The organism is Streptomyces sp. NPDC002206 (assembly GCF_053593595.1).
The window spans coordinates 75,394-88,997 of the sequence record NZ_JBSFCW010000001.1 but is presented as its reverse complement, the minus strand read 5'-3'; the positions used below and the strand labels follow the sequence as shown (position 1 = coordinate 88,997).

Genomic DNA, 13,604 nt, shown 5'->3' with positions numbered 1-13,604 from the left:
TCGCACGGACGACAGTAGAGGCATGAACACATTCATGAACTTCCTGGCCATAGCGGCACTTTTCGCTCTCGTCCTGCTGCCCGCACTCATCGGGCTCGCACGGGAGCGCCGGATCAACCGTGAGCTGCGCGCCGCAGAGCACGAACGGCGGGCGGAGCCCCCGGAAACGGCAGGCGCCGCGCAGCCGGTCACGGCAACGCGGCGCCCGTATCCCAGGGTCGGTGCCAGAGTCTAGAAGTCGTCGTCGAAGGCGACCGAGCCCTCCACCGCCACCTGGTACGCCGACGGGCGGCGCTCGAAGAAGTTCGTCAGCTCCTGAACACCCTGCAACTCCATGAACGAGAACGGGTTCTCGGAGCCGTAGACCGTCGGGAAGCCGAGCCGGGCGAGCCGCTGGTCGGCCACGCACTGCAGGTACTCGCGCATCGACTCGGTGTTCATACCCGGCAGGCCGTCGCCGCACAGGTCACGGCCGAACTGCAGTTCCGCGTCGACGGCCTCCTTCAGCATGTCGGTGACCTGCTGCTGGAGTTCGTCGTCGAAGAGGTCGGGCTCCTCCTTGCGGACGGTGTCCACGACCTCGAACGCGAAGTTCATATGCATCGTTTCGTCGCGGAAGACCCAGTTGGTCCCCGTGGCGAGACCGTGCAGCAGGCCGCGCGAGCGGAACCAGTAGACGTACGCGAACGCGCCGTAGAAGAACAGCCCCTCGATGCACGCCGCGAAGCAGATCAGGTTCAGCAGGAAGCGACGGCGGTCCGCCTTCGTCTCCAGCCGCTCGATCTTCTCCACCGAGTCCATCCACTTGAAGCAGAACTGCGCCTTCTCGCGGATGGACGGGATCTCCTCGACCGCGTCGAACGCTGCCGCGCGGTCATCCGGGTCGGGCAGATACGTGTCGAGCAGCGTCAGATAGAACTGGACGTGCACCGCCTCCTCGAACAGCTGCCGCGACAGGTACAGCCGCGCCTCGGGGGAGTTGATGTGCTTGTACAGCGTCAGCACGAGGTTGTTCGAGACGATCGAGTCGCCGGTCGCGAAGAACGCGACGAGTCGGCCGATCATGTGCTGCTCGCCGGGGGACAGCTTGGCGAGGTCGGCCACGTCGGAGTGGAGGTCGACCTCCTCGACCGTCCAGGTGTTCTTGATCGCATCGCGGTAGCGCTCGTAGAAGTCCGGGTAGCGCATGGGCCGCAGGGTCAGTTCGAAGCCCGGGTCGAGCAGATTCTTCTCGGTGTTGCTCATTACTGGCAGGCCTCGCAGGACTCGGGGTTTTCGAGGGAGCAGGCGATCGCGTCCGCGTCGGGAGCCGCTGCCTGCTGTACGGGAATGGGGGCGGCGGCCGCTGCCCGGCCGGATGCCGCGCGGGCGATCCGCGTCGCCGGGCGCGAGCGCAGGTAGTACGTCGTCTTCAGCCCCTGCTTCCAGGCATAGGCGTACATCGAGGAGAGCTTGCCGATCGTCGGCGTCTCCAGGAACAGGTTCAGCGACTGGCTCTGGTCGAGGAACGGTGTACGCGCCGCCGCCATGTCGATCAGTCCGCGCTGCGGGATCTCCCACGCCGTGCGGTACAACGCCCGTACGTCCTCCGGGATCCAGGCGAACCCCTGCACGGAGCCGCTCGCCTCGCGCAGCGCCTCACGGGTCCGCGCGTCCCACACGCCGAGCTTCTTCAGCTCATCCACCAGATACGCGTTGACCTGGAGGAACTCACCGCTGAGCGTCTCGCGCTTGAAGAGGTTGGAGACCTGCGGCTCGATGCACTCGTACACCCCGGCGATCGAGGCGATCGTGGCGGTCGGCGCGATGGCCAGCAGCAGCGAGTTGCGCATACCGGTCTTCGCGATCCGGGCGCGCAGCGCGTCCCAGCGCTCCGGCCAGGTCAGCTCGGTGGCGTAGTGGTCGGGGTGCAGCACACCGCGCGCGGCGCGCGTTTCGGACCAGGCGGGCAGCGGACCGGACCGCTCGGCGAGGTCGCAGGACGCCTCGTACGCGGCGAGCATGATCCGCTCGGAGATCTTCGTGGAGAGCGCGCGGGCCTCGGGGGAGTCGAACGGCAGCCGCAGCCGGAAGAAGACGTCCTGGAGCCCCATGGCGCCCAGACCCACCGGGCGCCAGCGGGCGTTGGACCGGCCGGCCTGCTCGGTCGGGTAGAAGTTGATGTCGACGACCCGGTCGAGGAACGTCACGGCGGTACGGACGGTGGAGTCCAGCCGCTCCCAGTCGATCTCACCGTCGGCCACGAACGCCCCGAGATTGACCGAACCGAGGTTGCAGACGGCCGTCTCGCCGTCGTCGGTGACTTCGAGGATCTCGGTGCACAGGTTCGACGAGTGGACCACGCGGCCCGGCTCGGCGGTCTGGTTCGCGGTCCGGTTGGAGGCGTCCTTGAAGGTCATCCAGCCCTGGCCGGTCTGCGCGAGGGTCCGCATCATCCGGCCGTACAGCTCACGCGCCGGCATCGACTTGCGGGCCAGGCCCTTGGCCTCGGCGGCCCGGTACGCGGCGTCGAACTCGTCTCCCCACAGGTCGACCAGTTCGGGCACGTCGGCGGGCGAGAACAGTGACCAGTCGCCGTCCGTGTCGACCCGGCGCATGAACTCGTCCGGGATCCAGTGCGCCAGGTTGAGGTTGTGCGTACGCCGCTGGTCCTCACCGGTGTTGTCGCGCAGCTCCAGGAACTCCTCGATGTCCGCGTGCCACGTCTCCAGGTAGACGGCGGCGGCGCCCTTGCGGCGGCCGCCCTGGTTCACCGCGGCGACCGAGGCGTCGAGTGTCTTCAGGAACGGCACGATGCCGTTGGAGTGCCCGTTGGTGCCGCGGATCAGCGAACCGCGGGCGCGGATCCGGGAGTACGAGAGGCCGATGCCGCCCGCGTGCTTGGAGAGTCGTGCCACCTGGTGGTAGCGGTCGTAGATCGAGTCGAGCTCGTCCAGTGGCGAGTCCAGCAGATAGCAGGAGGACATCTGCGGGTGCCGGGTGCCGGAGTTGAAGAGTGTGGGGGAGGAAGGGAGGTAGTCGAGGCGGCTCATCAGGCCGTACAGCGAGGCGACCTCGTCCACTGCGCGCGCCGAGTCGTCCTCGGCGAGACCGGCCGCGACCCGCAGCATGAAGTGCTGGGGCGTCTCGATGACCTGACGGGTGTGCGGGTGGCGCAGCAGGTAGCGACTGTGCAGCGTCCGCAGTCCGAAGTAGCCGAACCGGTCGTCGGCGCCGTCGGCGAGCGACTGCTCGACCAGCGCGTCGAGCCGGGCCGCGTGGAGCGCCACGAACGCGGCCGTGCGGTCCGCGATCAGACCCTCGCGGTGGCCGACGGAGACCGAGGCGGAGAAGGACACCGCGCCCTGACCGGCCGCCTCGTCCGCGATGGTGCGGGTGAGGAGGCGGGCGGCGAGCCGGGAGTACGCGGGGTCCTCGGAGATCAGACCCGCGGCGGCCTCGGTGGCCAGCGAACGCAACTCTGCTTCGTCCGACCGGGCGTTGCGGCCGCGCAGCGCGGCGGCGGCGACGCGACCGGGGTCGGTGTCGGGCAGATCGACGGTGAGGTCGGTCAGGGTCCGCAGCAGTGCGGTCCCGGGTCCGTCGTTCGCGGTTCCCGTGGACTCGGCGACTGAAGCCGGATCGGCTGGCGCGATGGTCATGTGGTGCTCTCCCTCGCTCGGCTCGGGGCCGGGCGGGGAGCGGGGCAGCCGGGCAGAGGCAGGCCCGGAAAAGAGGGCAGCACTCCGTGCGGCGTCCACCGGCCCATCCGCGAGGCCCGGACGTCTGGGCGTCCGGATCGGTCGAGCCGGACGCGCTGTCGGCAGGTCCTCGGACTTACAGGGTGCGCAAAAGTACACCGATCACACCGTTGCGGGACAGTTCCGGATTCACACCGGATTTCCCTGCGGCGACAGCGAGCACGAGCATACATGTGGGGGCCGCCCTATGAGACGGCCCCCACATGTTGTGTCGTACGGGGTTCACAGGGTGAGGCTGTAGGTGAGCAGCTGGAGGCCTGGAATGGGATACCAGTCGCGCTCCGGAGTCCGTACGAAGCCCAGCCGACGGTAGATCCGGTGGGCCCCGAGCATGGCCGACTGCGTCGACAGGACGAGCCGCGCGACGCCGTCCGTACCCCGTGCACGGTCGATACAGGCCCGTACGAGCGCCTCACCCGTCCCGAGGCCACGCGCCTCCCGCGCGACGGCGAGCATCCGGAATTCGGCCTCGTCGGGGCCGGCGATGTCGGCCCACGGGTTGCCGGGCGGTGCGTATGTCACGCCGCCCAGTACCCGGCCGTCGGCACCGACCGCGACGAGCACGTCGGCCTCGGTGGCGCGGCGCGGCACGTCGCGGAGTTGTTCGAGATACGGGTCGTCGGCACCGAGGTCGAGCAGGCCGTCGTCGAGGTACGCGAATGCGGTGATCTCGCCGAGGAGGTGGTGTTCGGTGGGGTCGACGGGCCTGATCGATATGTCCATGGCGGAAGTCTGCAGTACGGGGCGCGGGGCGCGCGCCCAGGGGCACCAGAGGTGCCGCTCCTGTCCGAGACCTGTGTGGCCCGCCCGGCCACGGATTTGTCCTCCGTCGCCGGGCGGGCCACATTCATGACTGGCGTACAGGCCTACTTGGTCGACGGGCTCGCGTCGGGGGAGCCGGCCGGCTCGGGCCTGGCCAACGGGAGTTCGACCTTCACGCCAGGGTCGCCCGCGTCCGCCGTGTAGTCGGCCGGTGACGTCTCGTCGATTCCGGCCGGGGCCTTCACCGCGTTCAGGACGAACGTCAGCACCACCGTCACCACCACGTTCAGTACGAACGCCGTCAGGCCGATGTAGCCGATCTCGCCGATCCCCGGGATCTCCTTCGAGGAGCCGCCGAAGTGCGCCTGGGTCGGGCTCGCCACCCCGTACGCGGCGATCGTGCCGTAGACCATGCCGACCGCCCAGCCGGCGAGCAGCGCCCAGCGGTGGAACCACCGGGTGAACAGGCCACCGACCAGCGCCGGGAACGTCTGCAGGATCCAGATCCCGCCCAGCAGCTGGAAGTTGATCGCGACCGTCTTGTCCATCGTGAGGACGAAGGCGAGCGCACCGACCTTCACCAGCAGCGACACCAGCTTGGAGACCTTCGTCTCCTGGGCCGGGGTCGCGTCGGGCTTCAGGAAGTCCTTGTAGATGTTCCGGGTGAAGAGGTTGGCAGCGGCGATCGACATGATCGCGGCGGGCACCAGCGCGCCGATACCGATCGCGGCGAACGCCACCCCGGCGAACCAGTCGGGGAACATGTTCTCGAACAGCTGCGGGATCGCCAGCTGCCCGTTCTGCACCTTGACCCCGGCGGCGATCGCCATGAAGCCGAGCAGCGCCAGCAGGCCCAGCATCAGCGAGTACAGCGGCAGGATAGTGGTGTTGCGCCGGATCACGTCACGGCTGCGGCTGGAGAGCGTCGCTGTGATCGAGTGCGGGTACATGAAGAGTGCAAGCGCCGAACCCAGGGCCAGAGTGGCGTAGCCCCATTGGCCCGGATCGGCCGGCGCGAGGGCGCCGCGCGGCTTGCCGGTTGCGGGGTTGGTCTGCGAGAACGCCTCGCCGGCCTTGGCGAAGATGTCGTCGAAGCCGCCCAGCTTGATCGGGATGTAGATGATCGCCACCGCGATGACCAGGTAGATCAGCCCGTCCTTGACGAACGCGATCAGCGCGGGGGCCCGCAGCCCGGAGGAGTACGTGTACGCGGCGAGCACCGCGAACGCGATCAGCAACGGCAGGTCCTTGACGAACCAGTTGGTGTTCTCGCCGCCGCCGACGCCCATCACGTCAAGCACCGCCTGGATGCCCACGAGTTGAAGCGCGATGTACGGCATCGTGGCGAGGATGCCGGTGACGGCGACCGCCAGCGAGAGCCCCTTCGATCCGAAGCGGCCGCGGACGAAGTCCGAGGTGGTGACGTACCCGTGCTTGTGCGACACCGACCACAGCCGCGGCAGGAAGGTGAAGATCAACGGGTACACGAGGATGGTGTACGGGACCGCGAAGAAGCCGGCCGCGCCTGCCGCGTAGATCGCGGCAGGGACGGCGACGAAGGTGTACGCGGTGTACAGGTCGCCGCCGAGCAGGAACCAGGTGACCCAGGTGCCGAACGACCGTCCGCCCAGCCCCCATTCGTCGAGGCTGGCCTCGTTCTCGGCCTTGCGCCAGCGCGCGGCCATGAAGCCGATGACCGTGACGGCCAGGAAGAAGAAGATGAAGACGCCGAGCGCGACGCCGTTCACGCCGTCCTTCATGCGGAAGCACCCCCCTTGCGGGAGCGCTGGTCACGCTGCCACAGCTTGTACGCGACCATCGTGAGCGCGGTGGAGATCAGTACCCAGAGCATCTGGTACCAGTAGAAGAACGGAATGCCGATGAAGGCCGGGTCCACCTTCGCGTACGAACCCACCCAGAGCATCGCCACGAACGGCGCGATGAGGCAGAGGGCGATGACCACCCTCATAGGTGTGACCGTTGGTGGTTTCGTGTCTGTTTCTTCTGGCATATGGCGACTCCGTCCCCTCGCTGACCACCTGTTGTAATGCGCAGGAAATCTAGGGGAGAGTTCCGGCCAGCGTCACCCCCTGTCCGTATTTCGGTCCGGCAACGGTGTGCCGGGGCCGGGGGAGAGAATGCTGCCCGGGGGGCCGACTCCTGGTGCTCCGTCCCTATTCGGGCAGTTGGCCGGTCAGGAGCCGGGGCCCGCCGTCTCAGTCGGTCGGCCGCTTCAGACGCGCCACGAACTTGTAACGGTCGCCGCGGTACACCGACCGCACCCATTCCACCGGTTCGCCCTGTCCGTCCAGGGAGTGACGGGACAGCATCAGCATCGGCAGGCCCACGTCCGTACCGAGCAGGCCGGCCTCGCGGGGGGTGGCGAGTGAGGTCTCGATGGTCTCCTCGGCCTCGGCCAGCCGTACGTCGTACACCTCGGCCAGTGCTGTGTACAGCGAGGTGTACTTCACAAGTGAACGGCGCAGTGCGGGGAAGCGTTTGGCCGACAGATGGGTTGTCTCGATCGCCATCGGTTCGCCGCTGGCCAGGCGCAGTCGCTCGATCCGCAGCACCCGGCCGCCGGTGGTGATGTCGAGCAGCCCGGCGAGGGTGTCGTCGGCCGTGACGTAGCCGATGTCCAGCAGCTGCGAGGTCGGCTCCAGCCCCTGGGCGCGCATGTCCTCCGTGTACGAGGTCAGTTGCAGGGCCTGCGAGACCTTCGGCTTGGCCACGAACGTGCCCTTGCCCTGGATGCGTTCCAGCCGGCCCTCGACGACCAGCTCCTGGAGCGCCTGGCGCACGGTCGTGCGCGAGGTGTCGAACTCGGCGGCCAGGGTCCGCTCCGGCGGCACGGGGGTGCCGGGCGGCATGGTGTCCGTCATGTCGAGGAGATGGCGCTTGAGGCGGTAGTACTTCGGCACGCGGGCGGTACGCGTGGCCGCACCGGTGCCCGCGCCCGTCCCGTTCTCCGCACTGCCCCCGTCGGAACCCATCGCCCGCCTTCCCGACTGCTGCGCTGCTGCCGTCACCGGCTCCTCCATCTGTCGCGGCTCACATGGTGGCACGGTCCGGTCACGGCTCGTCGCCCTCCCTCAGGTGTCGGTCCTATAACGGACGCGAGTGCACTTCTTATACACCCTTGACACCCCTAAAGGTCTAGGCCAAGCTCCCGGTACTGGTCTAAACCATTAAAGACCAGGTCCCAGCCCCACGGGCAGTACCCGTCGTATGAGGTTGTGCGACGGACGGCGATCTCGGGTGGTGGGGGGAATTCTCTTGCATCCCTGAGGAGGGTGTCGTGAAGCGCGGACTCATCGCGGCCATTGGTGTCGTAGCTCTCATGGCCGGTGCCACTGCCTGTGGCTCGGACGACGGCAAGGGCGACAGTGGCAAGAAGACCGGCCCCGACAGCTACAAGGGCCAGACGCTGACCGTCTGGGCCATGGACGGTTCCACGCCTCCCGGCTGGACCAAGGACCTGACCGCAGCCTTCAAGAAGAAGACCGGCGCCACGCTGAAGTTCCAGACCCAGAAGTGGGACGGCATCCAGCAGAAGATCACGACGGCTCTCTCCGAGTCGACCCCGCCGGACGTCATCGAGGTCGGCAACACCCAGACCCCGGCGTACGCGGCCACCGGTGGCCTCGCCGACCTGAGCGACCTCAAGCAGGAGATCGGCGGCGACTGGGTCGACGCGCTCAACAAGTCCTCGGTCTTCGACGGCAAGCAGTACGCCGCCCCGTGGTACTTCGCCAACCGCGTCGTCATCTACAACAAGAAGGTCTGGGCCGACGCAGGCATCAAGGACACCCCGAAGACGCGCGACGAGTTCTTCAAGGACCTCGACGCCATCAAGAAGAAGGGCAAGGCGGAGCCGATCTACTTGCCCGGCCAGAACTGGTACTTCTTCGATGGTCTGACCATCGGTCAGGGCGCGGACCTCGTGAAGAAGGAAGGCGACAAGTACGTCTCCAACCTCTCCGACCCCAAGGTCGCCGCGGCCATGGAGCTCTACAAGAAGTACCAGTCCTACTCCAAGGCTCCCAAGGACAAGGACGAGGCGACCCCGCAGCAGGCCGAGGTCTTCGCCAAGGGCAACGTCGGTGCCTTTGTCGGCATGGGCTGGGAGGCCGGCACGGCCATCGCGGCCAACAAGAAGATCGAGGGCGACATCGGCTACTTCACCATCCCGGGTGAGACCGCCGACAAGCCCGAGGGCGTCTTCCTCGGTGGCTCCAACTTCGCGGTCGCCGCGGGCAGCAAGAAGCAGGACCTCGCCAAGGAGTTCCTGAAGCTCGCCCTGTCCGACCAGTTCGAGGGCCAGCTGGCCAAGGAGAACGGCGTCATCCCGAACAAGGAGTCGCTCAACTCCAACCTGACCGGCAACGGCGCCGCCGAGGCCGCGGCCCCGGCCGCCGCCGGTGGTGGCACCACCCCGCTCATCCCCGAGTGGGCCGCTGTCGAGAACGCGCCGAACCCGATCAAGAGCTACATGACCGCGGTTCTGAACGGCAAGTCCCCGGCCGACGCCGCCAAGGCCGTCGAGTCGGAGATCAACAAGCGTCTCTCGCAGACGAGCTGACCGCACGCGCCGGGGGGCGGGCAACGACCGCCCCCCGGCGCTCCCGCGTGACTCGACCGTACGGCCCAAGAAGAGATGGCGAGCATGTCAGTGCAGACCGAACAAGTGGACTCGGTCCCGGCAGCCGGTGTCCGCAAGGATGACGCGCCTCCCGGCGGCCCTGCCGCATCGAGCAAGAAGCGGGTCGGTGGCTCGGCCCCGTACCTGCTCCTCCTGCCCGCACTGCTCGTCACGGCGGTGCTTCTCGGCTATCCGCTGGTCAAGAACGGCATGCTGTCGTTCCAGAACCTCAACCCGCGCCAGCTGATCCTCCACCTGACCGAGTGGAACGGCTTCGACAACTACACCGAAGTCCTCGGCAGTTCGGACTTCTGGAAGGTCGTCGAGCGTTCGATCTTCTTCACCGCCGCCAACGTTGTCCTGATCATGGTGTTCGGGACCCTGATCGGCCTGCTGCTCGCGCGCCTCGGGCAGAAGATGCGACTGCTGCTCATGCTGGGCCTCGTGCTCGCCTGGGCCATGCCGATCATCGCCGCGACCACGGTCTACCAGTGGCTGTTCGCCCAGCGCTTCGGCGTCGTCAACTATGTGCTCGACAGCCTCGGCTGGCACTCGATGGCCGACTACAACTGGACGAGCACCCAGTTCTCCACCTTCTCGCTGGTCACCCTGGTGATCGTCTGGATGTCCATCCCGTTCGTGGCGATCAACCTGTACGCCGCGTCGACGACGATCCCCAAGGAGCTGTACGAGGCCGCGTCGCTCGACGGCGCCGGAACCTGGAAGAGCTTCACCTCGGTGACGTTCCCGTTCCTCAAGCCGTTCCTGCTGGCCACCACGTTCCTCGAAGTCATCTGGGTCTTCAAGTCCTTCGCCCAGCTCTTCGCGATCAACGGCGGCGGCCCGGACCGGCTCACCGAGACCCTGCCCGTCTACGCCTTCGTCGAAGGTGTCGGCAACCAGCACTTCGGCATGGGTTCGGCCATCTCGTTCCTGACGATCATCGTCCTGCTGGCGATGACCGGCTACTACCTGCGCACCGTACTCAAGCAAGAGGAGGACGAGCTGTGAGGCGCTCACTGATCGGCCGGATCTGGCCCAACGCGACGGCAGTCGTCCTCTTCATAGGCTTCGCCTTCCCCGTCTACTGGATGTTCAGCACGGCCTTCAAGCCGACCGGCGACATCATCACCGACACCCCGGTGTGGTTCCCCACCGACATCACCTTCGACCACTTCGAGAAGGCCGTCGCGGCGGACCACTTCTGGACCCTGGTCCGCAACTCGTTCACCGTCACCGTGCTCTCCGTGGCTGCCTCGCTGCTGATCGCGCTGCTGGCGTCCTTCGCGATGGCGCGCATGCGCTTCAAGGGCCGCCGCGGCATCCTGCTGACCTTCATGGTCGCGCAGATGGCGCCGTGGGAAGTCATGGTCATCGCGATCTACATGCTGGTCCGCGACGCGGACATGCTGAACAGCCTGGTCCCGCTGACGGTCTTCTACATGATGATGGTCCTGCCCTTCACCATCCTGACGCTGCGCGGCTATGTCGCCTCGGTGCCGAGGGAGCTGGAGGAGTCCGCGATGGTCGACGGCTGCACCCGCCCGCAGGCCTTCATGAAGGTGATCCTGCCGCTGCTCGGCCCCGGCCTGATGGCGACCTCGCTCTTCGGTTTCATCACCGCCTGGAACGAATTCCCGCTCGTCCTCATCCTCAACAAGGACATCGAGTCGCAGACCCTGCCGCTCTGGCTCTCCCAGTTCCAGACCGCGTTCGGTGACGACTGGGGAGCGACCATGGCCGCCTCCTCGCTCTTCGCCGTACCGATCCTGATCCTCTTCATCTACTTGCAGCGCAAGGCCGTCAGCGGTCTTACCGACGGCGCAGTGAAGGGATAACGCCGCCCCATGACCACCTTCACCTCCACCACGGACACCGTCACGCGCGACGCCCTGGCCGTCCTGCAGCCCGGGTTCAGCGGTACCACCGCCCCCGACTGGCTGCTGCGCCGCGTCGGTGAAGGCCTCTCCTCCGTCGGCCTGTTCGGCCGCAACATCGAGACGCCGGAACAGCTCGCCGCGCTCACCGCCCAGCTCAGGGCCGAGCGGGACGACGTGCTCGTCGCGATCGACGAGGAGGGCGGTGACGTCACCCGACTGGAGGTGCGTCATGGCTCGTCCTTCCCGGGCAACCTCGCCCTCGGGGCCGTCGACGACCTGGAGCTGACCCGCGCGGTCGCTCAGGAGCTCGGCCGCCGGCTCGCCCAGTGCGGCGTCAACCTCAACTGGGCGCCGTCCGCCGACGTCAACTCGAATCCGGGCAACCCGGTCATCGGCGTACGGTCGTTCGGGGCCGACCCGCACCTCGTGGCCCGGCACACCGCCGCGTACATCGAAGGCCTCCAGGCCGCCGGGGTCGCCGCCTGCACCAAGCACTTCCCGGGACACGGCGACACCGCCGTCGACTCGCACCATGCGCTGCCCCGCATCGATGTGGACCTCGAGACCCTGCACGCGCGTGAGCTTGTGCCTTTCCGGGCGGCGATCGCAGCGGGTTCCAAATCGGTGATGAGCGCGCATATCCTGCTGCCCGCGCTCGACCCGGACCGCCCGGCGACGCTGAGCCCGCAGATCCTCACGGGTCTGCTGCGCAACGAGCTGGGCTACGACGGCCTGATCGTCACCGACGGCATGGAGATGCAGGCCATCTCCGCGACGTACGGAATCGAGCGCGGCTCCGTCCTCGCGATCGCCGCGGGCGCCGATGCGATCTGCGTCGGCGGCGGGCTGGAGGACGAGGCCACCGTGCTGCGGCTGCGCGACGCGCTGGTCGCGGCGGTGCGGGCCGGCGAACTGCCCGAGGAGCGGCTGGCCGACGCGGCGGCACGGGTACGTGCCCTCGCGTCCTGGACGCAGCGGGCCCGGGGGGCTGTCCCGGAGCCGGGCGCGGCAACGCAGGAGGGGACCGCGCCCCGCACCGGTATCGCGTCCGACATCGGCCTGGTCGCCGCCCGTCGCGCGCTGCAGCTGACCGGCGCCGCAGAACCGCTCACCGAACCGGCGTACGTGGCCGCGTTCACCCCCGTCGCGAACATAGCGGTCGGTGACGAGACCCCGTGGGGCGTCGCGGCCGAACTGGCCCGGGTCCTGCCCGGCACCGCGACCGACACGTACAGCGGCGAGACCGAGGAGCCGGCGGCCTCGGTGATGCGGGCCGCGGGGGAGCGGCGCATCGTCGCGGTCGTCCGTGACGCCCACCGGCACGCGTGGATGAGCCAGGCACTCACCACGCTGCTGGCGGAGCGTCCCGACACGGTGGTGGTCGAGATGGGCGTACCGCAGGCGGAGCCGAGGGGAGCGCTGTACATAGCGACCCACGGAGCGGCACGAGTCTGCGGAGTTGCGGCAGCGGAAGCCATCACGGGAGCACCCCACCCGACCGTGTCCGGCCACTGAGCCGAGCCGTCCGGCGTATGAGCAACAAAGAAGGGCCGGGACACCGCCACGGTGCCCCGGCCCTTCCTTGTCCGGAGACCTGGGGCCTCTCGTTCGGATCATGCTGGGCTCAGCCTGATCCGAACGAAGACCCTAGATCCCCTGCCACCGCGGCTTCGCCGCATACGTGGCGCGGAAGTAGTCCGCCAGCTTCAGCTTCGACGCCGCCGCCTCGTCCACCACCACCGTCGCATGTGGATGCAGCTGCAGCGCCGACGCCGGGACGAACGACGCCACCGGCCCCTCGACCGTCTGCGCCACCGCCTCGGCCTTGCCCTCGCCCGTGGCCAGCAGGATCGGGTGGCGGGATTCCAGAATGGTGCCTATGCCCTGGGTGATGACGTGGTGCGGCACCTGGCTGATGTCGTTGTCGAAGAAGCGCGCGTTGTCGATCCGGGTCTGCTCGGTCAGCGTCTTGATCCGGGTGCGGGACGCGAGCGAGGAGCACGGCTCGTTGAAGCCGATGTGACCGTCGGTGCCGATGCCGAGCAGCTGCAGGTCCACCCCGCCGGCTGCGGCGAGCGCCTTGTCGTACGCCTCGCAGGCGGCCTGTACGTCCTCGGCGGAGCCGTCGGGGCCCATGAAGGACGCCTCGGACAGGCCGAGCGGTTCGACGACCTCGCGCAGCACCACCGAGCGGTACGACTCGGGGTGGCCGGCGGGCAGTCCGACGTACTCGTCGAGCTGGCAGATGCGGGCGCGCGAGGCATCCACCTCGCCGGAGCGGACCTTGGCGGTCAGTGCCTGGTAGATGGGCAGCGGGGTCGAACCGGTGGCAACGCCGAGAAGTGCGTCGGGCTTGCGGCTGAGCAGGGCGCCGATGGCCCCCGCGATGAGCTCGCCGCCTGCCTTGGCGTCCGGGACGATGACAACTTCCACGCGGGGCCTGCCGATCTGAGGAGATGATGACATGTGGTATAGACCAATCAAGACCTAATCTAGCAGAGCCGGGCCACCCTGCGGTGACGTCCGGATGGCGTTCGTGCGTTGTCCGGCCGCGGCCCGCTGGCGGCCCTCGGCGTCCCC

The 13,604-nt window shown here is 68.1% G+C and carries 12 protein-coding genes and 1 riboswitch; of the genes, 5 read left to right on the top strand and 7 right to left on the bottom strand.

From position 1 onward, the window contains the following. Positions 1-22 precede the first annotated feature (22 nt). Positions 23-235 (top strand): hypothetical protein, encoded by a 213-nt coding sequence (locus ACWCP8_RS00405; RefSeq protein ID WP_451113817.1) that lies wholly within the window; start codon positions 23-25, stop codon positions 233-235. On the opposite strand, the gene ACWCP8_RS00400 is transcribed toward ACWCP8_RS00405, so the two are convergent. The 6 genes from ACWCP8_RS00400 to ACWCP8_RS00375 all read right to left on the bottom strand — a co-directional run bounded on the left by ACWCP8_RS00400 (position 232) and on the right by ACWCP8_RS00375 (position 7,495). Next, positions 232-1,245, bottom strand: a complete 1,014-nt coding sequence (locus ACWCP8_RS00400) for a ribonucleotide-diphosphate reductase subunit beta (protein WP_030915635.1) — start codon at positions 1,243-1,245, stop codon at positions 232-234. The genes ACWCP8_RS00405 and ACWCP8_RS00400 overlap by 4 nt on opposite strands. Next, positions 1,245-3,641 carry a ribonucleoside-diphosphate reductase subunit alpha gene (locus tag ACWCP8_RS00395; RefSeq protein WP_352266394.1) on the bottom strand — a complete coding sequence of 799 codons (2,397 nt, stop codon included), beginning with the start codon at positions 3,639-3,641 and terminating at the stop codon, positions 1,245-1,247. The genes ACWCP8_RS00400 and ACWCP8_RS00395 overlap by 1 nt, the downstream gene beginning before the upstream one ends. Positions 3,642-3,784: 143 nt before the next feature. Next, positions 3,785-3,909, bottom strand: a riboswitch (cobalamin riboswitch). A gap of 53 nt (positions 3,910-3,962) precedes the next feature. After that, positions 3,963-4,463: a GNAT family N-acetyltransferase gene (locus ACWCP8_RS00390; protein WP_352266395.1), complete on the bottom strand. Its 501-nt coding sequence runs from the start codon at positions 4,461-4,463 to the stop codon at positions 3,963-3,965. Between the two features lie 143 nt (positions 4,464-4,606). Further along, positions 4,607-6,262, bottom strand: coding sequence for a monocarboxylate uptake permease MctP (gene mctP / locus ACWCP8_RS00385; protein ID WP_352266396.1), 1,656 nt, complete (start codon positions 6,260-6,262; stop codon positions 4,607-4,609). Beyond that, entirely contained in the window at positions 6,259-6,513 is a 255-nt protein-coding gene (locus ACWCP8_RS00380; protein ID WP_389028974.1) for a DUF3311 domain-containing protein, read from the bottom strand. Before ACWCP8_RS00380 ends, mctP begins: the two co-directional genes overlap by 4 nt. Before the next feature lie 205 nt (positions 6,514-6,718). Next, complete coding sequence (locus ACWCP8_RS00375) at positions 6,719-7,495, bottom strand: GntR family transcriptional regulator (protein WP_352266454.1); 777 nt, start codon at positions 7,493-7,495, stop codon at positions 6,719-6,721. Between the two features lie 305 nt (positions 7,496-7,800). On the opposite strand from ACWCP8_RS00375, the gene ACWCP8_RS00370 reads away from it, so the two are divergent. The 4 genes from ACWCP8_RS00370 to ACWCP8_RS00355 all read left to right on the top strand — a co-directional run bounded on the left by ACWCP8_RS00370 (position 7,801) and on the right by ACWCP8_RS00355 (position 12,539). Further along, entirely contained in the window at positions 7,801-9,084 is a 1,284-nt protein-coding gene (locus ACWCP8_RS00370) for an extracellular solute-binding protein (RefSeq protein ID WP_352266397.1), read from the top strand. Positions 9,085-9,168: 84 nt separating this feature from the next. Next, positions 9,169-10,155 (top strand): carbohydrate ABC transporter permease, encoded by a 987-nt coding sequence (locus ACWCP8_RS00365; RefSeq protein WP_352266398.1) that lies wholly within the window; start codon positions 9,169-9,171, stop codon positions 10,153-10,155. Next, complete coding sequence (locus ACWCP8_RS00360; RefSeq protein WP_355995161.1) at positions 10,152-10,982, top strand: carbohydrate ABC transporter permease; 831 nt, start codon at positions 10,152-10,154, stop codon at positions 10,980-10,982. Before ACWCP8_RS00365 ends, ACWCP8_RS00360 begins: the two co-directional genes overlap by 4 nt. Before the next feature lie 9 nt (positions 10,983-10,991). Beyond that, entirely contained in the window at positions 10,992-12,539 is a 1,548-nt protein-coding gene (locus ACWCP8_RS00355; protein WP_451113816.1) for a glycoside hydrolase family 3 protein, read from the top strand. A gap of 132 nt (positions 12,540-12,671) precedes the next feature. Here the strand turns inward: ACWCP8_RS00355 and nagB are convergent, their stop codons facing one another. After that, on the bottom strand, positions 12,672-13,457 hold the full coding sequence (nagB, locus tag ACWCP8_RS00350; RefSeq protein WP_326634098.1) for a glucosamine-6-phosphate deaminase: 786 nt from the start codon (positions 13,455-13,457) through the stop codon (positions 12,672-12,674). Positions 13,458-13,604: the final 147 nt, after the last annotated feature.